We start from the raw sequence: 17,653 nt of genomic DNA, 5'->3' as shown, positions 1-17,653 counted from the left end.
CGGCCAAAGCCGCAGCACTCATAAAGCCGCAGCACTCATCATGTCCAGAAACGTACTCACATCCAGATTGGTGGCCGCTAGGTGAGATATGATCAGTGTTGGATAGCCGACTTTCGAGACAATCCCCCCAATCACCTTATTATCGAAAGGCGCTTTGATCAGCGCCAATCCGTACCCGATGCCCGCACAGATCAGCACCGGCAAAACCACGTTTAAAACGTTCAGAAACAGATGCTCCAAATCCGAAACTCCCTGCCCGGCCTTTGATTTGACAGTGAATCAGCCGCACCAGTTTAGCAAGCACCCCGTGTTAACCCGCGAAGGTAGTTGAGTTTTCCATAATTGTCTTGGATATCGCCACAAACCACGGTCAGAGGTTCTTTTCATCCCTTCAGACACAACATATAGTGGGTTCTAACAACGTGTAGACAAGCACGGCGGGACTTGGGAATACAAGCATGGCACATATCATTGTAGTCGGGAATGAAAAGGGCGGCGCCGGGAAATCGACCGTCTCGATGCATGTAGCAACGGCACTGGCCCGTCTGGGCAATAAGGTTAGCACCTTGGATCTGGACCTGCGCCAGCGCAGCCTTGGCCGCTATTTTGAGAACCGCAGCAATTTTCTGAAAAGCACCGATTTGACACTACCCAGCCCGTTGCACCACGACCTGCCTGAGATCGACGCGAGCACGCTGAAACCCGGGGAGAACATCTATGATCACCGCCTGTCCGCCGCTGTAGCCGAACTGGAAAGCGACAGTGACTTCATTTTGATCGACTGTCCGGGATCGCACACCCGACTCAGCCAGGTGGCACATTCACTGGCAGATACGTTAATCACGCCGCTGAACGACAGCTTTATCGATTTTGACCTGCTGGCGCGCATCGATTCAAAGGGTGAAAAGATTCTTGGACCCTCGGTCTATTCCGAAATGGTCTGGAACGCACGACAACTGCGGGCACAGGCCGGTCTGAAACCCATCGATTGGGTGGTCGTACGCAACCGGGTTGGTACCCAGCGCATGGTCAACAAGGAAAAGATGCAGCGTGCGATTGAGCTGCTGTCGCAGCGCATCGGCTTCCGCGTTGCCTCTGGCTTCTCGGAACGTGTGATTTTCCGCGAATTGTTCCCTCGCGGGCTGACCTTGCTGGACCTTAAGGACATCGGGGTTAAACAGCTGAACATCTCAAACATCGCCGCCCGGCAGGAGCTGCGCGACATGATGCGTGAGCTGAACCTGCCGGGCGTGGAAATCGATTTCTGATCGCTCGACGCCCAAACACGAGCAGCCTTTCAGTGATACAGAACCGGGTCAACTTCTTCCGCCGGATCAACAATTGGATCAAGAACCAGCAGCAACCGGGTTTCGCCCGTGCCTTCAATGGGTGGTGATCGATGCAGGAGGCCTGATCTCGGGGTCTCCGGCCAACGGGTTCCGCGCAGCAGGATTGGCGATCCGGTCGGGACAGTGAACACCCGCCTTGGATCTTCTCCATTGGAGGAGATGCCATATTGCGTTCCCGTCCCACGGTATGTGCAAACAAGCCGGGCTGTGACAGCATCAATGTGGAACCGTCGACAGGCATTTGTTGCGACAACGTCCAGGCGCAACCGCACCCATGTTGCCTGCATCACATCGGAAAACACTGCGGACAACGCGGCAACATCGTCGATCAGCCGGTCTCGCTCGACACATTCCGGGGTGCCCGAGGTTTGACAAATCTTGCCCAGCGCATCGCGTACCGCGTCCGGCCGAAGGATCATACGTGCCTTGGGCAGTTCTTCCGGTTCAAGCGCGTCCAGCCAGCCCTGAAAGCGGGTCAAGGGAGCTCTGCGCCAGATCGCAGCAGCACAGCCTGGGTGATGAATCGCGCTCAGATCTTCAGGGTTCGAGGCGACGCCAACACCTATAGCGGCATCCTTCACAACCTCCCGGACAAAGCTCATGCCGCAGCCTCGGCCCGTCGCCACAGCGGGAAGGGATCGGGCAGATCCGGCAGGTCTTCGACACGGGCCGCAGCCATGGCTGGCAGCAAAGCCGCATCCAGCCGCGCTTTGAGCGTCGGCCAGTCGATACCGCTGCCGATAAACACAATCTCTTGCCGGCGATCACCCCATGGCTCTTGCCAATGGGCCTGCATATAGGCCCGAGCGCTTTCGTGATCCGGGCGGCGATCTTCGGGAACCGTTGCCCACCAGGTGCCCAGCGGCTGAACCGAGGACAATGCGCCCGCTAGCGAGAACTCGGCCACCCAATCCGGGCGCGTGGCGATCCAGAAATGCCCTTTGGCACGGATCACGCCGGGCAAGTCCCCGTTCAGCACCTCAAGGACTTTCTCGGGCACAAAGGGCTGCCGAGCACGATAGACAAAGCTGGTAACGCCATATTCTTCGGTTTCCGGCACGTGATCCGCAAACCCATAGAGTTCTTTGGCCCACATTGGATGCTCATGAGCCTTCTCAAAATCGAACATCCCGGTATCGAGAATGGCATCAACCGCGACATCGGAATGGTTCGTTTCGATAATTTTTGCATCTGCATTCAGGCTGCGAATGATCTTACGCGCGGCATCCACACGCTCGGGCCCTGCATCGTCAACTTTGTTTAGGATTACCACATCGGCAAACTCGATCTGGTCGGTCAGCAAATGTACCAGTGTACGCTCATCCTCTTCGCCCATCGTCTCGCCACGATCGCTCAGGAAATCATGGCTGGAATAGTCCTGTAGCAGGTTCACCGCATCGACCACTGTGACCATAGTGTCCAGTCGCGATACATCGGACAGGCTTTGCCCAAACTCATCGCGGAAATCGAATGTGGCGGCGACAGGCAAGGGTTCGGAGATTCCGGTCGACTCGATCAACAGATAGTCAAACCGGCCTTCACCGGCCAAACGGCGAACCTCGTCCAGCAGGTCGTCACGCAGCGTGCAGCAGATGCAGCCGTTCGACATTTCGACCAATGTCTCATCAGTGCGCGACAGTTCGGTGTCGGCACGCACCAGATCGGCGTCGATGTTCACTTCGGACATGTCATTGACGATCACCGCCACCCGGCGGCCATCGCGATTGTTCAGAACACGGTTCAACAGCGTGGTTTTACCGGCGCCGAGGAAACCTGAAAGAACTGTTACGGGAAGCCGGGTATCGGTCATAGCATGCTACCTGTTCTGTTAAATCTGGGTTGTTTGGTGCGTCAGACCGAACCGATCCGGGGTGCACCGAGCATAGCTATTTTTGTTATGTAATTACATTTATATTGGCAAGGGGTCTTTTTCCGGTATCGCCCCTTAGGCCTCTATCAACTGTTCGGGTTGTAGACGGTAAACAGCTCTTTGGGCTCATTCACGCCACGCAGCATGTATCGCCCAACCGAGATCAGTTCGGGCTCGCACGGATCGGCCGCGCGTGCGACGTCGTCCGATACAAGGATTCTCTGACCCAGAGATTTGTGCATCCCCGCAATCCGTGCGGCCTGATTTACCGCCGGGCCAATCACTGTAAAGTCCAATCGGGTTTCCGATCCGATATTGCCATACAGAATCTCGCCGGAATGTAGGGCCAGCGTGTAGTTTGATACTGGAAGCCCTTCGGCCTCACGCCGCGTATTCAGCTCTTGCATCCGCGTTTGAAGCAGGGGTACTGCCGATAGCGCAGCACGGGCATCTGCGTCAATTTCACCGACATCGAACATGGCCATCAGCCCGTCGCCCATAAACTTGAGGATGTTTCCACCGCAATCGTGAACCACACTAACTGCGACCGCCAGATAGTCATTCAGCATTTCGATGATCTGATCTCCGGGCAGATCCTCGGACATATTGGTGAACCCTTCCAGATCGAAGGTCCAGATCACCGCATCAATCTGTTGCAAAGACCCGCGTCGTATTTCGCCGGACAATACCCGATCGCCGGCATCGCGCCCCAGATAAACCCGCATCAGATCCTTTGACATCACCTGGTTCTTTGCAGATTTCAGCGCCAACCCAAGATGCGGCAAAACCGCGTTGATCCGCGCTAGGTCACCATCTTCAAAACCCGTTGGCGCATCGCTGGTCCAAGACATCAGCACCCCGTCGCTGACCTTTTCGGGCCCGGTGTGGCGCACCTGTTCGGACAGATCAAAAGGGATGCCGGTCGCGTAATAATCCGTCGCACCTTCCTCTCGCAGCTCATTCAGCAGCGGAAATCGGCTTGGTTCATTTTGATCCACCAGTTTGACACGAATATCGTCCAAATCTTCGTTCAGCAAAGCATACAGGGGGCTGCGCAACCATTGCTCGCTTGGTGTGTCCGTGTTCTCGAATTTCTCAGATGTTCCGCCACTGGCCCGGTACCAACTGTAGCCAAAGCCGCCATAGGCGGGGTGCAGGGTCGACTGTGCCGCATGGAACCGCATCAAAGGGATACCCTGATCCACCAAAGTGGAACAGAAACCCTCCAACAGTTCTTCCTGCCCGGCACCTTCCAGTCCTTTCCGGACCAACCAATCAATCAGGTCGAAAAATGCAGGCGGAAGGCGGTCAGAAGGGATCATTTGAGCGTCCATGTAAATTCTTTGCAACAAATGGGTACGGATGCACCGTTCTACCAGAGGCTATTCGAAACCGGCCAGCCGTCTTAGCATTTTTCGCAGGATCGCAATCTCGTCTACATCAAACTGACCCGCCAGTTTCGCGTCATATTGCACGGCAATGTCCCGCAACTCGCGATAAGCCGATTCACCCATCGGTGTCAGTGCCAACCATTCGACGCGCCGGTCTTGATCATCCCGCGTGCGTTTCAAAAAACGGCGATTTTCCAGCTGATGCACAGCGCGGCTGATCTTGGTCTTGTGCGTCTTTGCCCGATGTCCGATCTGTTTGGCCGTCATGCTGCCAAAGAGCCCCAGATGAAACAAAACACGCCATTCGGTGCGCAGCATCCCATAGCGGTCCTTGTAGACTTTCTGAAAGTCGATCGAGGCGGATTCTGCCGCCTGATTAAGCAGGAATGGCAAAAAGTTCTGAAGGTCAAAACCGTCGGTATCGGGGAATTTATCGTTTCTCATGCTTGTTAGTTACAAAAACAACTATTATCCGACAAGCAGCAAACGGAGGAACCCCAATGAATCGTCCGGTAGAACCGCACAGTCTGACGCAGGCTAGCACGCCCGTTGGAACCCATTCCGGCTATATGCCCGGCTTTGGCAATGATTTTGAAACCGAGGCGCTGCCAGGTGCCCTGCCCCAGGGCATGAACAGCCCCCAACGCTGCAACTATGGCCTGTATGGTGAGCAGCTGAGCGGCACCGCCTTCACCGCAAACCCGCCTGAACGAACCTGGTGTTATCGCATTCGCCCCTCGGTCAAACACTCGCACCGGTATGAGAAGATTGATCTGCCTTATTGGAAATCGGCCCCCTATATTGATCCAGATGTGATCTCTTTGGGCCAGTACCGTTGGGATCCGGTTCCACATTCCGACGCTGGTCTGACCTGGCTAACCGGCATGCGCACGATGACCACGGCAGGGGATGTGAATACGCAGGTCGGAATGGCCAGCCATATTTATCTTGTGACCGAGTCGATGGTTGATGACTACTTTTTCTCGGCCGATTCCGAGCTGTTGGTCGTGCCACAGGAAGGTCGGCTGCGGTTTACCACCGAGCTTGGCATCATCGATCTGGAGCCTAAGGAAATCGCCATTCTGCCGCGCGGGCTGCTGTATCGCGTCGAAGTGCTGGAAGGGCCGGCACGTGGGTTTGTGTGCGAGAATTACGGACAGAAATTCGAACTGCCGGGCCGTGGCCCAATCGGGGCAAACTGCATGGCCAACCCCCGCGACTTCAAGGCCCCGGTTGCTGCGTTTGAAGACCGCGAAGTGCCCTCGACCGTAACCATCAAATGGTGCGGACAATTCCACGTGACCAAGATCGGTCACAGCCCGCTGGATGTGGTGGCATGGCACGGCAACTATGCACCGTATAAATATGATCTGCGCACCTACTGCCCGGTTGGGGCCATCCTGTTCGACCACCCGGACCCGTCGATCTTCACCGTCCTGACGGCACCGTCAGGCCAACCCGGCACGGCCAATATCGACTTTGTCCTGTTCCGCGAACGCTGGATGGTGGCAGAGGATACGTTCCGCCCGCCTTGGTATCACAAGAACATCATGTCCGAGCTGATGGGCAACATCTACGGCCAGTATGATGCGAAGCCACAGGGCTTTGTCCCCGGCGGGATGAGCCTGCACAACATGATGATCCCGCATGGGCCAGATCGCGAGGCGTTCGAAAATGCCTCGAACGCCAATCTTGGGCCCGACAAGCTGGACCGGACGATGTCATTCATGTTCGAAACACGCTTCCCGCAGCACCTGACCGAGTTTGCAGCCAGTGAAGCGCCTTTACAGGATGACTACATCGATTGCTGGACTTCGCTGGAAAAGAAGTTCGACGGCAGCCCCGGCAAAAAGTGAGACCGAGATGAGCTTTGATGTTTGGATCACCTATGCCGCCACGGTCCTGCTGCTGATGAGCACTCCGGGGCCCAGTCAATTGTTGATGCTGTCTAACTCGGCAACAAATGGTTTGGGGCGCGGGCTTTTCACGGCAGCCGGGGACCTTACGGCCAACTTGCTGCAAATGCTGGCCGCTGGGCTTGGTTTGGCTGCCATCATTGCGACCTCAGGGACGGCGCTGGCTGTCATCAAATGGCTGGGTGTGACCTATTTGGTATTCCTCGGGGCCAAGATGATCCTGGGGGCAAAACGCAAAACCACACAAGCCGCGCCACGCACCAGCCGCAAGGCGCTATGGATGCAAGGGTTTGTCACGTCGGCTGCCAACCCCAAGGCCGTGGTGTTCTTCGCGGCTCTGTTCCCGTTGTTTATCGACGGTGCGCTGCCATTCTGGCCCCAATTCGCGATCCTCTCCGCCACTTATCTGGTCATAGACGGGCTTTTCCTGACCGCCTATGGCGGCAGCGCCAGCTGGCTGGCCGCACGGCTAAGGGGCTCGGCCCGAATATGGTTGGATCGGGCTGGCGGCGGGTTCATGATACTTGCCGCCCTTTTGCTGGGGCTGAAATCCCTGCGTGACGCATAATAGACTGTAGAGACAAGGATCACAGATGCCTTTGATGAAATCCTGGGTAACTTCGGCCAATGACCCGGCCCACCCCTTTCCGCTGAACAACCTGCCGTATGGTGTCTTCTCGGTTGCAGAGGACGATCCCCGTTGCGGCGTGGCCATCGGTGACATGGTCCTTGATGTCACAGCAGCCGAAGAAACTGGGCTGGTCGTGCTTGGCGAAGACCCTCTCTTTGACCTGCCCTTCTGGAACCCTCTGATGGAACAAGGGCCCGCCGTATGGGCCGCATTGCGCAACAGACTGACCGAGATGCTGTCAGAAGGCACGGACGAGCAGGGCAAGGTCGAACCTCTGCTCGTGTCGCAGGACGACGTGCAGATGCACATGCCTTTGGCGGTCAGCGAATACACTGACTTCTACGCCGGTCGACACCATGCCACGAATGTGGGCACCATGTTCCGCGGGCCGGAAAATGCGTTGCCACCCAACTGGCTGCACATCCCGATTGGCTATAACGGGCGCGCTTCGTCAGTTGTAGTGTCTGGTACGGATATTCGCCGCCCTTGGGGCCAGTTGAAGGGACCCAACGATGCCCTGCCCCGTTTTGCGCCATCACAGCGGTTCGATATCGAGCTTGAGATGGGTGCCATTGTGGGAACCCCATCTGACGGTCCGATCTCGGTACAAGAAGCAGATGACAACATCTTTGGCTATGTGCTGCTGAATGATTGGTCGGCCCGAGATATCCAGGCGTGGGAATACCAGCCATTGGGCCCGTTCCAAGCCAAGGCTACTGCCACTTCGATCAGCCCCTGGATCGTCACCAAAGCCGCGCTCGAGCCGTTTCGCTGCGACACCCCTGCGAGAGAGTTCGAGTTGCTCGATCACCTGAAGGATTGCGGCCCGATGCTCTACGATATCGATCTCGAAGTGACGATGGCCCCTGCGGGACAGACAGAGACAGTGATCGCCCGGACCAACTATAACGAGATGTACTATTCCGCAGCCCAGCAGTTGGCCCATCACACCACATCTGGCTGTCCGATGAACACCGGGGATCTGCTGGGATCGGGCACCATCTCTGGCCCTGAAAAGCAAAACCGTGGATCGTTGCTGGAACTCAGCTGGGGTGGGAAGGAGCCTCTAACATTGGAAACGGGCGAGACCCGCAGCTTTGTGCAGGATGGCGACACGCTGACATTGAAGGGGCGCGCCAAGGGCGATGGTTATGTGATCGGGTTTGGCACCTGCATGGGAACGGTACTCCCAGCTCTCGACGATCCCTACGGATGGTGACGCGTTGATCTAATCTTATGCAACACGCCTGTCGGAGGTGCAGAATGACCGAGACCATCCTTTATAACTACTGGCGCTCATCAGCCAGCTATCGGGTGCGGATTGCACTGAATCTGGCCGGGATTGCGTATCGCGCGGTCTCGGTCGATCTGACGAAGGCGGCGCATAAATCTGACCCGCATCTGGGTCGAAATCCGCAGGGGCTGGTGCCCGTGCTTGAGATTGATGGCCTACAACTGACCCAGTCACTGGCCATCATCGACTATCTCGATCAGACGCGAAATCTTGATCTTTTGCCCATCGATCCGGCCGCGCGCGCCAAAGCACAAGCATTGGCCCAGTGCATAGCGATCGATATCCAACCTATCTGTAACCTGTCGGTGGCCCAATATGCGACGCGGCTGAACGGAGATGTCGACGGGATGCCTGGGGACTGGATGAAGCACTTTATCCGCCCGGGACTATTGGCCTTTGAAACCCTGCTCGGCAATTTCGAACAAGCCCCCTACTGCACCGGCAAACAGCCGGGCCTTGCTGATCTGTGCCTGATCCCACAGCTATACAACGCACGCCGGTATCAGGTTGATCTGGCTGATATGCCCTGCCTACTGAGCGTCGAGGCCGCCTGCGCAAACCACCCGGCCTTTGCCGACGCACACCCGGACCGGCATCAGCCATAATCTCGCACACAGGACCTGTGTAGAGCTACAAGTATGCCTGTCAGAAGTCGCTGTTGCGGCTATCGCAATCTACTGATCGAGAGGCCCGGACTTAAGACCTGTTTGGCGAGCTGTTCTTGGGTTACTTTTGGTCCTTTTTCACCAACTGCGCCGCAAAGGCCACGCCGGTCCCCGGACCTGCATAGGTGACCATGATTACATCATCTACGTAGACGCCATTGAAAATTCCGGATGACACATCATCCCCCGATATACCGGCCTCAGCCAACACAAATCGGGTAGGATCATCCAGACTGAAGGTGCCCATGGCTTCTTCGACAATCCACTCGGTCTCACCGATACGTCGCCAGCGGTTGGTGGCGGTGATCAGGTTGCCGTCCAGCTTGGTGATCTCCAGTTCCATCTCGGTTCGCAGCAGACCTTTGTCGTGGTTCGGGTTCGATTTGGCAAAAGCCACCAGATAGGTGCCGTGCCAAGTACCGACGATCTGAGGGAAGCCGCTGCTATCGTCGGCAGAGACAGGGGCTGCGAACATCAAAGCGATGGAAAGGGCGAGGCCACGAGCAAAAAATTGTATCATAGAAAACGGTTCCGATTGCTGGGTTGAATGCGTCCACGCTATCGTAGTGCAAACGTTTAGCAAGCTTTCTAAGGGCATCGCTTGGTATGCTTGGTCTTGTCATTTAGGCTATCGAACCGCTGCCAATCGTCTTAGGTTCAGGCGGAACTCGCTTCATGTTGTAGTTCTGGCTCAGGGATTTGTTCGATGCCGAAAGCTGTTGCTTACACCCGTGGATGCCTGTGCGGGAACATCCGGTTTGAAGCCCTTGGGCCAGCGCTCAACCCACACACGTGTTCTTGCAGGATGTGTCAGCAGCACACCGGTGCACTAACAGCCGTATGTGTCGAGTTTTCCAGGGACTCAGTAACTTGGACTGGACCCGGAGGAGCACCCACCGCCTATCGGTCCTCTGACCATTCCAGTCGCGCTTTCTGCCCAAAGTGCGGAAGCAGTTTGGGCGCGATCGACGATGCGCCAACAATTGCGCTGTTGACAGGATGTTTCGACAGCCCAGGTCGGAAGGATTTGATCCCTACCACACACTCCTATCGTGGGACGCATCCAAAGTGGTGGAGTGTCAACATAAAAGCCGACTAGCGGAGCTTTCGCACTGTCGTTTGAGGGTTATATTTGAAACAAATGTGGGTAAAAAACCGGCGCCGGAAGCGCCGGTTTCTAAGCGTTTACTGTAGGCGACTGTGGCGGGATATCAGCCGAACACACGCCCCAATGCGCCATCGACCGCATCGGTGATCTGGTCGATATCATCCGCTGTGGCGATCAGCGCGGGCGAGAAGCACAGCGTGTTGTTCCGACCGGGGACCGAGCGATTGGTGACGCCGATGATCACGCCCTGCGCCATGCAATCGGCAACCACGGCCTGCGCAAGTTTCTCATCCACCGGCTCTTTGCTACCACGGTCTGCGACCAACTCGGCGCCCAGGAACAGGCCTTTACCACGGACGTCGCCGATGACCTTGTGCTTCTCCATCAGCGCCTGAAGGTTGCCTGTCATCCGGTCACCCATGGCCGCACAATTGCCCAGCAGGTTCTCATCCTCGATAATCCGCATGTTCTCGATTGCAGCCGCCGGACCAGCGGTGCAGCCCCCGAAGGTTGAGATGTCACGGAAATAGTTCATGGGGTCAGCCGCATCGTCCTTGAACATGTCAAAGACGTCTTCGGTGGTTACGAGGCAAGCAATGGCTGCATAGCCCGAAGCAACACCCTTAGCCATGGTCACAAAATCAGGCTTCACGCCGTATTGCTGGTAGCCAAACCAAGTGCCAGTCCGACCAACGCCGCAGACGACCTCGTCAATATGCAGCAGCACGTCGTATTTCTTGCAGATCTCTTGTACGCGCTGCCAGTAACCTTCGGGCGCTTCGATCACGCCACCCCCGGCGGTGACAGGCTCAAGGCACAGCGCACCGACGGTGTCCGGGCCTTCGCGCAGGATCACCTCTTCAATCTGATCCGCTGCCCATTCACCGAAATTCTCTTCGGGCGCGCCGTCCAGCTCGTGCTTGCGGTACTCCATGCAGTGCGGCACGCGGATGAAATCGGGTGCGAACGGTCCGTATTGCGCGTTGCGCTCATCCTGCCCGCCAGCCGACATCGCAGCCAGGGTCGAGCCGTGATAGTCGCGGTCGCGATACAGAATTTTGGTTTTCTTGCCGCCATAGCGCTTATGCGCAATTTGACGGATCATCTTAAAGGCTTTCTCGTTCGCCTCAGAGCCTGAGTTGGTGTAGTACACCCGGCTCATGCCTGGCATCTTTTCGATCAGTTTTTCCGCAAACAGCGCACCGGGGATCGAGCCCGCCGAATTGGCGAAATAACACAGCTTCATCAGCTGGTCGTAGACGGCCTTGCAGATCGATTCGCGACCATAGCCGACATTCACGGTCCAGACGCCACCGGAGACCGCATCCAGATGCTCTTTGCCTTTCTGGTCCCAGACACGCATGCCCTTGCCTTCGACGATGATGCGGGGATCATTGGTTTCAAAGGGTTTATGCTGGATCAGGTGATGCCAGATATGAGCGCGATCGGCCTCAACCACGCGGGAAAGATCGTTTTCACTGAACGTTCCGTCCATGACATGTCCTTTCAATCAGGTGCGGTGTGTAGGATGTGGGCTAGGCCCCACAATAGCATGTGTTCAAGATGGCTCAGATCACCGCGAATGACCGCTGGAATATAGGGCCAGATCACATGTTAGCATACATCCAGAACGCAGGTTTGGCGTATTTCTACGGGTTTGTCAGCGGCGCATGTTTGTGCTCAAGTCAGCCAACACGCGAATGGGGAGGATTGGCGTATGCAAGCAACCAACATATACGAGCGTCATCTGGACAAGACCCGCGCGAACTACACGCCGTTATCCCCGCTCAGTTTCATTCAAAGGACGGCGGCGGTGTATCCGGATTACCCCTCCGTCGTATATGGAGATCGCCGGTATACCTGGTCGCAAACCTATAGCCGCTGCCGCAGGTTGGCTTCGGCTTTGGCGGTGCGGGGCGTTGGAAACGGCGACACTGTGTCGATCATCGCCGCGAATATCCCCGAGCTTTATGAGGCGCATTTTGGTGTGCCGATGGCAGGGGCTGTTCTGAACGCGATTAACACGCGGCTGGATGCGCCGATCATTGCCTTTGTCCTGGCCCATGCCGAGGCAAAGGTTCTGCTGGTTGATCCAGAGTTCTCAGCGGTGGTCAAAGAGGCGCTGTCACAAATCGAGCACGACATTCTGGTTGTTGATATCGAAGACCCCAGCTTTGACGGCGGCGAAAGACTGGCGGGTCTAACCTACGAGGCTCTGTTGGCAGAAGGTGACCCGGACTATGATTGGCAGCTGCCCGAAGATGAATGGGACGCAATCACGCTGAACTACACATCCGGGACCACGGGTAACCCTAAAGGCGTCGTCTATCATCACCGTGGCGCGGCGTTGAACGCGCAGTCTGATCTGCTCGATTGGGACATGCCGCGCCATTCTGTCTATCTGTGGACCCTACCGATGTTTCACTGCAACGGCTGGTGTTTCCCCTGGGCGATGGCGGCGAATGCGGGGGTGTCAGTCTGTCTGCGCGCCGTTCGGGCAGAACCGATCTATGCCGCATTCCGGGATGAGAAGGTTACCCATTTTTGCGGGGCGCCGATTGTTTTGAATATGCTGGCACATGCGCCGGACCACCTGAAAGACTTCGACCATCAGATCAAGGTGATGACAGCAGGTGCGCCGCCCCCCGCCGCAGTCATCGAAGCAATGGAGGCGATGGGGGTTGAGGTGACCCATGTTTATGGGCTGACCGAGACATACGGTCCTTCGGTCGTCTGCGCTTGGAAAGAAGAATGGAATGCGCAAAGTCCCGAGGATCGCGCGGCGCTGAAGGTGCGACAGGGCGTACCCTATTCAGCGCTATCTGGGCTGATGGTAGCCAATCCCGAGACGCTGGAGCCTGTACCGGCAGATGGCGAAACCATGGGTGAGATCTTCATGCAAGGCAATGTGGTGATGAAAGGGTATCTGAAGAACGCGGACGCCACCGATGCGGCGTTCAACGGCGGGTGGTTCGCGTCAGGCGATCTGGGTGTGATGCATCCAGACGGCTACATCGCGCTGAAAGACCGATCCAAGGACATCATCATCTCGGGGGGAGAGAATATCTCATCCGTCGAGGTGGAGGACGTTTTGTACAAGCACCCTGCGGTAATGGAGGCAGCGGTCGTTGCGCGCCCGGACGAAAAGTGGGGTGAAACACCCTGTGCCTTCGTCGAGCTGAAGCCCGAGGTCAGCACGACCGAAGCGGAACTGATAGCGTTCTGTCGGGACAACATGGCCCATTTCAAAGCGCCCAAAACGGTTGTGTTTGGAGCCTTACCAAAGACGTCTACCGGAAAGATCCAAAAATTTGTCTTGCGTGATCAGGCACGGGCGTTGGAGTAGGTCAATCAAAGAGCGATAGGTCGAACGGAAAAACCTCAGCCATTCACAAGGCGCGATCGCAATGATCGGCAAGGCGATGGTTGGGTCAACACTTTCAGTCGGTGACGATCTAAGTCGCCAACAGCATCACTCGATAAAAAGCGCCAACGGCAAACCTCTATTGGCGGCTCCAGCGCAGGCTGGCAGAGAGGGATACGCATCTGGCTTAACATTGCGTCACACCGCTCTAATGCTTGCTATCTAGTGGCTTTGACTAGGTTCAGGACTCATAGGCAATAGATGAGGAGAGCTGCGATGGCGATTGCTGAGAGGAAGACCTTCGGGCACCCGTCGCAACGGGTTGCCACACGGCGCTAGTCCTTGAGACTGCCAAACATGATCTAGCATCACTGCCCGGTAGGGCATCGCAGAGCAATGTCCCGAGAGGTAATCATCACAGTCTTCTGTTCGCCGTGCTCGGCGGCCAGGCCAGCCATCATTCGCGCGAAGATGCCCTTGTTGCTCCACCGGTTCCATCGATTGTACAGCGTTTCCGGGGCTTACGCGGCCCCCGCCGGGGCCACGGCCCCCTTCAACTGTGCGGCCCATAGGCGGCAGGGGCATCCCGCCACCGCAAACCATTGCGATTGATGAAGATATACCCGCTTAACACATGCCTGTCATCGACGCGCGACTGCTGTGGGGCTTCTGGAAGAAGGGCTCCAGACGCGCTATTTATGCATCCATAAGCCAGAAGAGATCAGACATATTCACCGCTCGTTTTTGAACTGTGAGTCACCCCGCAAAACAGAAATCAATGGGTCATGACCCTAGGCTTTTTCGTAGCCTTCGGTGCTGTTTCAATGAAGGGCAGCTTTTAGTTGGGTCAGAAATGCTTGACGTTTGGGCCAGAAATGAATGACTCGAATTGTTCGTTTCTTGAGGTATTGGCGGCCGATTGAGTTCGAATGTCGCACCCCATCCCCGACCTCAACCGGACGCCGCACGGTTTTATTTATACCCCGCGTATACCAAGCGCGGGGTATCTGGACTTTTTGGCTGATAGTTCAGACAAGACGTGGGCCGACATTTATGGGCCTAAATTCTGTATCTTGCGACCTCTCCCTGACAACAAAAAAAGGCCGCCCCAAATGGGACGGCCATTCTTTCACTGTCTCTGTTCAGAGGGTCAGGCGGTCAGAGCAGCCTGAGCTTTGGCGACGATCGCGCCGAACGCTTCCGGTTCGTGCACGGCCAGGTCGGCCAGAACTTTGCGGTCCACTTCGATACCGGCCAGGTTCAGGCCGTTGATGAAGCGGGAATATGTCAGAGCCTCGTCATGCGAACGGACGGCAGCGTTGATACGCTGGATCCACAGCGCGCGGAAGTTGCGCTTGCGGTTCTTACGGTCACGGGTTGCATACTGGTTGGCCTTGTCGACGGCCTGACGGGCAACCTTGAAAGTGCTCTTGCGGCGGCCATAGTAACCTTTGGCGGCTTTGATGACCTTCTTGTGACGGGCGTGAGTTACGGTTCCACCTTTAACGCGGGACATATCGGTATCTCCTCTTAGCGGTCGTAGGGCATGTAGCCCTTGACGATCTTGGCGTCGGGGGCGGACAGGGTGGTGTTGCCACGGGCGTCGCGGATGAACTTTTTGGTCCGCTTGATCATGCCGTGCCGTTTGCCGGCCTGGCCAGCAAGGACCTTACCGGTCGCAGTCACCTTGAAGCGCTTCTTGGCGCTCGACTTGGTCTTCATCTTAGGCATTTCCGTCTCCTTCATTCGGGTTCGGTTTCAAACGCGACTCGGCATGCCATCTCGGCCGGTCACGCAACAGATGCGCCGTTTACGCAAGTTCTGTCATGCTGGCAAGGGGGTTCTGACCAGAATCCGCGGATTCCGCCGGCGGTCAGAGGCACCGGGGCGACGTAGGCCGCCCCGGTGAGATTGCTTAGTGCTCGAACTTGCGGATCTCACCGCTTTGCAGCCGTGAAGCGTAGGAGGCCAGCTCCTGCCGCACCACTTTCATCAGGAAGTAGAGCGCAAAGACGTTCACAACCGCCATCGCAAAGATCGCCGCATCCGAGAAGTCGATGACCGGGCCAAGGTTGGCCGCCGCACCGATGACAACGAAGATGCAGAAGATGATCTTGAACACCAGTTCCTTGGTGTGGCCTTCGCCGAACAGATAGGTCCAGGCCTTGAGGCCGTAGTAGGACCAACTGATCATGGTCGAGAACGCAAACAGCACCACCGCAATCGCCAGGATGAACGGGAACCAGCTGAAGGCGCTGCCAAAGGCTGCCGAGGTCAGGCTGACGCCGGTATTGCCATCAACGGTTGCAATCGCGCTGCCTGCTTCGTTCAGCAAGTAGTTTCCGGTTTCTGGATCAATGAGCAGCTGCTGGGTGATGATGATCACCAAAGCGGTCATGGTGCAGATGACAACCGTATCGATGAATGGCTCCAGTAGAGACACAAAGCCCTCGGTGATCGGCTCCTTGGTCCGAACAGCCGAGTGGGCAATCGCAGCAGAGCCAACGCCGGCTTCGTTCGAGAACGCCGCACGTTTGAAGCCCTGAATCAGCGCACCAACCATGCCGCCTGCAACACCAAGCCCGGTGAAGGCACCTGTAAAGATCTGACCAAAGGCCCAGCCAATCATGTCGGCGTTCATGATGATGATCACCAAAGCAGCGGCGACATACATGACCCCCATGAAGGGCACGACTTTCTCGGTCACGCGCGCGATCGACTTCAGACCGCCCACGATAACGAGGAACACCACCACAGCGAACACAATGCCTGTGATCCAGCCGGGATAGTCGCCGACGATGCCTGCGATCTGCTGGTGAGCCTGATTGGCCTGGAACATGTTCCCGCCACCAAGCGCGCCCAGAATACAGAAGATCGAGAACAGAATCGCCAGAATTTTGCCACCTGGCAGGCCAAGTTCGTCGAACCCTTTGGACATATAGTACATCGGGCCACCGGAAACCGTACCGTCTTCGTACTCATTTCTGTATTTCACGCCCAGCGTACATTCGGTGAATTTTGAGGCCATACCCAAAAGACCGGCGAGAATCATCCAAAAGGTTGCGCCCGGTCCACCGATGCCAATGGCAACTGCCACACCGGCGATGTTCCCAAGGCCGACTGTACCGGACAGAGCTGTTGCCAAGGCCTGAAAGTGGCTGACCTCACCCGCGTCATTGGGATCCGAATAATCACCCTTCACCAGCCGGATCGCATGACCGAAGAAGCGAAATTGCACGAAGGCAAAATACAGCGAGAAAACCGATGCCGCGACGACCAGCCAACCTACGATCCAGGGAAAGCTGGTTCCCGGGAATGGCGCGAAGATCGTATTTACGAATGGACCTGTTAATTCGGCAAAGGCCTGATTGATCCGATCATCTAATCCTGGTGCCTCTTGCGCCAGAGCAGCGCTTGCCGTGAACAAGGATGCGACAAGCAGAGTAAGTAGTTTCAAAGCTTTCATTGTTCTGCCCCCTCAATTCACAACTGTGACCGGCACGTCGGCATGCATCACCAGATTCTGCGTCGAGCTGCCAAAGATGCGCTTTTTGATACCGTCGGCCGAGGATCGGCCAACGACAATCTGCGAGCCGTTGTTTTCAACCGTGATCGCATTCAGCGTTTCTGCCACGTCTCCGTGACGCACCACGCCTTGAGCTGTGAAGCCCGCTGCCTTCAGGCCGTCCACCGCAGGGGTGACGATGCGCGTTGTCGCCAGTTCAAGCTCCTCCTCGCGCCGTTTGTGACGTTGGGCATTTTCTTCAGGGGTCTGGAATGTGTAAGGCGACCATTCGATGACATAGGCCACCAGAAGCTCGCAGCTACCCATCCCTTTGGCCAATTCCTTGGCGAAGGTGAGCGCGCGTTCTCCGGTCTCTGTCCCATCCAGTCCGATGACAATTTTGTTTGTCATTTCGTTCCTCCATTTATGGTTGTTATCCGGGGCCCGTGCCCCCGGCGGGCGACCGGAACCTGGAACATGTTGAGTGATCGCCCTAGGGCCTTTATCGGGAATTTCCACCGGAAAATGAAATACAATCTGTAAGTTTCGCCCTAAACGGA

18 protein-coding genes and 1 pseudogene are annotated in these 17,653 nt (G+C 56.5%); 7 read left to right on the top strand and 12 right to left on the bottom strand.

Going from position 1 to position 17,653, the window contains the following annotated elements:
* Positions 1 to 18 precede the first annotated feature (18 nt).
* Positions 19 to 240 carry a hypothetical protein gene (locus ACR0JE_RS15200; RefSeq protein ID WP_480864770.1) on the bottom strand — a complete coding sequence of 74 codons (222 nt, stop codon included), beginning with the start codon at positions 238 to 240 and terminating at the stop codon, positions 19 to 21.
* A gap of 218 nt (positions 241 to 458) precedes the next feature.
* Here ACR0JE_RS15200 and ACR0JE_RS15195 point away from each other — a divergent pair, with 218 nt between their 5' ends.
* Positions 459 to 1,268, top strand: coding sequence for a division plane positioning ATPase MipZ (locus ACR0JE_RS15195; protein ID WP_480864769.1), 810 nt, complete (start codon positions 459 to 461; stop codon positions 1,266 to 1,268).
* Between the two features lie 29 nt (positions 1,269 to 1,297).
* Here the strand turns inward: ACR0JE_RS15195 and ACR0JE_RS15190 are convergent, their stop codons facing one another.
* The 4 genes from ACR0JE_RS15190 to ACR0JE_RS15175 all read right to left on the bottom strand — a co-directional run bounded on the left by ACR0JE_RS15190 (position 1,298) and on the right by ACR0JE_RS15175 (position 5,054).
* Positions 1,298 to 1,951, bottom strand: coding sequence for a DUF1826 domain-containing protein (locus ACR0JE_RS15190; RefSeq protein ID WP_480550040.1), 654 nt, complete (start codon positions 1,949 to 1,951; stop codon positions 1,298 to 1,300).
* Positions 1,948 to 3,159 (bottom strand): GTP-binding protein, encoded by a 1,212-nt coding sequence (locus tag ACR0JE_RS15185; protein WP_480864768.1) that lies wholly within the window; start codon positions 3,157 to 3,159, stop codon positions 1,948 to 1,950. The genes ACR0JE_RS15190 and ACR0JE_RS15185 overlap by 4 nt, the downstream gene beginning before the upstream one ends.
* A 146-nt stretch (positions 3,160 to 3,305) precedes the next feature.
* Positions 3,306 to 4,541, bottom strand: a complete 1,236-nt coding sequence (locus tag ACR0JE_RS15180) for an adenylate/guanylate cyclase domain-containing protein (protein WP_480864767.1) — start codon at positions 4,539 to 4,541, stop codon at positions 3,306 to 3,308.
* Positions 4,542 to 4,601: 60 nt separating this feature from the next.
* Positions 4,602 to 5,054: a MarR family winged helix-turn-helix transcriptional regulator gene (locus tag ACR0JE_RS15175; protein WP_480544932.1), complete on the bottom strand. Its 453-nt coding sequence runs from the start codon at positions 5,052 to 5,054 to the stop codon at positions 4,602 to 4,604.
* A 56-nt stretch (positions 5,055 to 5,110) separates the two neighbouring features.
* Between ACR0JE_RS15175 and hmgA the strand changes: the two genes are divergently transcribed.
* From hmgA to maiA, 4 genes are read left to right on the top strand one after another with little or no spacing between them, the layout of a single operon-like run.
* Positions 5,111 to 6,466 carry a homogentisate 1,2-dioxygenase gene (gene hmgA, locus ACR0JE_RS15170; RefSeq protein ID WP_480864766.1) on the top strand — a complete coding sequence of 452 codons (1,356 nt, stop codon included), beginning with the start codon at positions 5,111 to 5,113 and terminating at the stop codon, positions 6,464 to 6,466.
* Positions 6,467 to 6,473: 7 nt separating this feature from the next.
* On the top strand, positions 6,474 to 7,094 hold the full coding sequence (locus ACR0JE_RS15165) for a LysE family translocator (protein ID WP_480864765.1): 621 nt from the start codon (positions 6,474 to 6,476) through the stop codon (positions 7,092 to 7,094).
* A gap of 25 nt (positions 7,095 to 7,119) precedes the next feature.
* On the top strand, positions 7,120 to 8,376 hold the full coding sequence (gene fahA, locus ACR0JE_RS15160) for a fumarylacetoacetase (RefSeq protein ID WP_480864764.1): 1,257 nt from the start codon (positions 7,120 to 7,122) through the stop codon (positions 8,374 to 8,376).
* A 44-nt stretch (positions 8,377 to 8,420) separates the two neighbouring features.
* Positions 8,421 to 9,056, top strand: coding sequence for a maleylacetoacetate isomerase (gene maiA, locus ACR0JE_RS15155; RefSeq protein ID WP_480864763.1), 636 nt, complete (start codon positions 8,421 to 8,423; stop codon positions 9,054 to 9,056).
* A gap of 121 nt (positions 9,057 to 9,177) precedes the next feature.
* Here maiA and ACR0JE_RS15150 read toward each other — a convergent pair whose 3' ends face one another.
* Positions 9,178 to 9,636: a hypothetical protein gene (locus ACR0JE_RS15150; protein ID WP_480864762.1), complete on the bottom strand. Its 459-nt coding sequence runs from the start codon at positions 9,634 to 9,636 to the stop codon at positions 9,178 to 9,180.
* A gap of 186 nt (positions 9,637 to 9,822) precedes the next feature.
* Here ACR0JE_RS15150 and ACR0JE_RS15145 point away from each other — a divergent pair, with 186 nt between their 5' ends.
* Positions 9,823 to 10,215: a GFA family protein gene (locus ACR0JE_RS15145; RefSeq protein ID WP_480864761.1), complete on the top strand. Its 393-nt coding sequence runs from the start codon at positions 9,823 to 9,825 to the stop codon at positions 10,213 to 10,215.
* A 112-nt stretch (positions 10,216 to 10,327) separates the two neighbouring features.
* Here the strand turns inward: ACR0JE_RS15145 and ACR0JE_RS15140 are convergent, their stop codons facing one another.
* Positions 10,328 to 11,719 (bottom strand): aminotransferase class III-fold pyridoxal phosphate-dependent enzyme, encoded by a 1,392-nt coding sequence (locus tag ACR0JE_RS15140; protein ID WP_170531481.1) that lies wholly within the window; start codon positions 11,717 to 11,719, stop codon positions 10,328 to 10,330.
* 222 nt (positions 11,720 to 11,941) lie between these two features.
* On the opposite strand from ACR0JE_RS15140, the gene ACR0JE_RS15135 reads away from it, so the two are divergent.
* Positions 11,942 to 13,570, top strand: coding sequence for an acyl-CoA synthetase (locus ACR0JE_RS15135; protein WP_480864760.1), 1,629 nt, complete (start codon positions 11,942 to 11,944; stop codon positions 13,568 to 13,570).
* A 428-nt stretch (positions 13,571 to 13,998) separates the two neighbouring features.
* Here ACR0JE_RS15135 and ACR0JE_RS15130 read toward each other — a convergent pair.
* From ACR0JE_RS15130 to ACR0JE_RS15110, 5 genes and pseudogenes are all read right to left on the bottom strand, one after another.
* Positions 13,999 to 14,284: pseudogene (locus ACR0JE_RS15130) on the bottom strand (transposase); the annotation flags it as partial.
* Positions 14,285 to 14,738: 454 nt separating this feature from the next.
* Positions 14,739 to 15,104, bottom strand: coding sequence for a 50S ribosomal protein L20 (gene rplT / locus ACR0JE_RS15125; RefSeq protein ID WP_152457001.1), 366 nt, complete (start codon positions 15,102 to 15,104; stop codon positions 14,739 to 14,741).
* Positions 15,105 to 15,118: 14 nt separating this feature from the next.
* The gene (gene rpmI / locus ACR0JE_RS15120; protein WP_010443552.1) at positions 15,119 to 15,319 is read right to left on the bottom strand and encodes a 50S ribosomal protein L35; all 201 of its coding nucleotides are present in this window, start codon (positions 15,317 to 15,319) and stop codon (positions 15,119 to 15,121) included.
* Positions 15,320 to 15,503: 184 nt separating this feature from the next.
* Positions 15,504 to 17,054 carry an alanine/glycine:cation symporter family protein gene (locus ACR0JE_RS15115; protein WP_480864759.1) on the bottom strand — a complete coding sequence of 517 codons (1,551 nt, stop codon included), beginning with the start codon at positions 17,052 to 17,054 and terminating at the stop codon, positions 15,504 to 15,506.
* Positions 17,055 to 17,066: 12 nt separating this feature from the next.
* Positions 17,067 to 17,504 (bottom strand): universal stress protein, encoded by a 438-nt coding sequence (locus tag ACR0JE_RS15110; protein ID WP_170531537.1) that lies wholly within the window; start codon positions 17,502 to 17,504, stop codon positions 17,067 to 17,069.
* Between the last annotated feature and the right edge of the window lie 149 nt (positions 17,505 to 17,653).

This window comes from Ruegeria sp. H3 (assembly GCF_056533095.1).
This window is presented reverse-complemented; position numbering and strand designations above follow the sequence as displayed.

Excerpts from the sequence above, each read along its gene's own strand:
- ACR0JE_RS15195 (WP_480864769.1), top strand. The coding sequence starts at position 459 with ATGGCACATATCATTGTAGTCGGGAATGAAAAGGGCGGCGCCGGGAAA.
- ACR0JE_RS15190 (WP_480550040.1), bottom strand. The coding sequence starts at position 1,951 with ATGAGCTTTGTCCGGGAGGTTGTGAAGGATGCCGCTATAGGTGTTGGC.
- ACR0JE_RS15185 (WP_480864768.1), bottom strand. The coding sequence starts at position 3,159 with ATGACCGATACCCGGCTTCCCGTAACAGTTCTTTCAGGTTTCCTCGGC.
- ACR0JE_RS15180 (WP_480864767.1), bottom strand. The coding sequence starts at position 4,541 with ATGATCCCTTCTGACCGCCTTCCGCCTGCATTTTTCGACCTGATTGAT.
- ACR0JE_RS15175 (WP_480544932.1), bottom strand. The coding sequence starts at position 5,054 with ATGAGAAACGATAAATTCCCCGATACCGACGGTTTTGACCTTCAGAAC.
- hmgA (WP_480864766.1), top strand. The coding sequence starts at position 5,111 with ATGAATCGTCCGGTAGAACCGCACAGTCTGACGCAGGCTAGCACGCCC.
- ACR0JE_RS15165 (WP_480864765.1), top strand. The coding sequence starts at position 6,474 with ATGAGCTTTGATGTTTGGATCACCTATGCCGCCACGGTCCTGCTGCTG.
- fahA (WP_480864764.1), top strand. The coding sequence starts at position 7,120 with ATGCCTTTGATGAAATCCTGGGTAACTTCGGCCAATGACCCGGCCCAC.
- maiA (WP_480864763.1), top strand. The coding sequence starts at position 8,421 with ATGACCGAGACCATCCTTTATAACTACTGGCGCTCATCAGCCAGCTAT.
- ACR0JE_RS15150 (WP_480864762.1), bottom strand. The coding sequence starts at position 9,636 with ATGATACAATTTTTTGCTCGTGGCCTCGCCCTTTCCATCGCTTTGATG.
- ACR0JE_RS15145 (WP_480864761.1), top strand. The coding sequence starts at position 9,823 with ATGCCGAAAGCTGTTGCTTACACCCGTGGATGCCTGTGCGGGAACATC.
- ACR0JE_RS15140 (WP_170531481.1), bottom strand. The coding sequence starts at position 11,719 with ATGGACGGAACGTTCAGTGAAAACGATCTTTCCCGCGTGGTTGAGGCC.
- ACR0JE_RS15135 (WP_480864760.1), top strand. The coding sequence starts at position 11,942 with ATGCAAGCAACCAACATATACGAGCGTCATCTGGACAAGACCCGCGCG.
- rplT (WP_152457001.1), bottom strand. The coding sequence starts at position 15,104 with ATGTCCCGCGTTAAAGGTGGAACCGTAACTCACGCCCGTCACAAGAAG.
- rpmI (WP_010443552.1), bottom strand. The coding sequence starts at position 15,319 with ATGCCTAAGATGAAGACCAAGTCGAGCGCCAAGAAGCGCTTCAAGGTG.
- ACR0JE_RS15115 (WP_480864759.1), bottom strand. The coding sequence starts at position 17,054 with ATGAAAGCTTTGAAACTACTTACTCTGCTTGTCGCATCCTTGTTCACG.
- ACR0JE_RS15110 (WP_170531537.1), bottom strand. The coding sequence starts at position 17,504 with ATGACAAACAAAATTGTCATCGGACTGGATGGGACAGAGACCGGAGAA.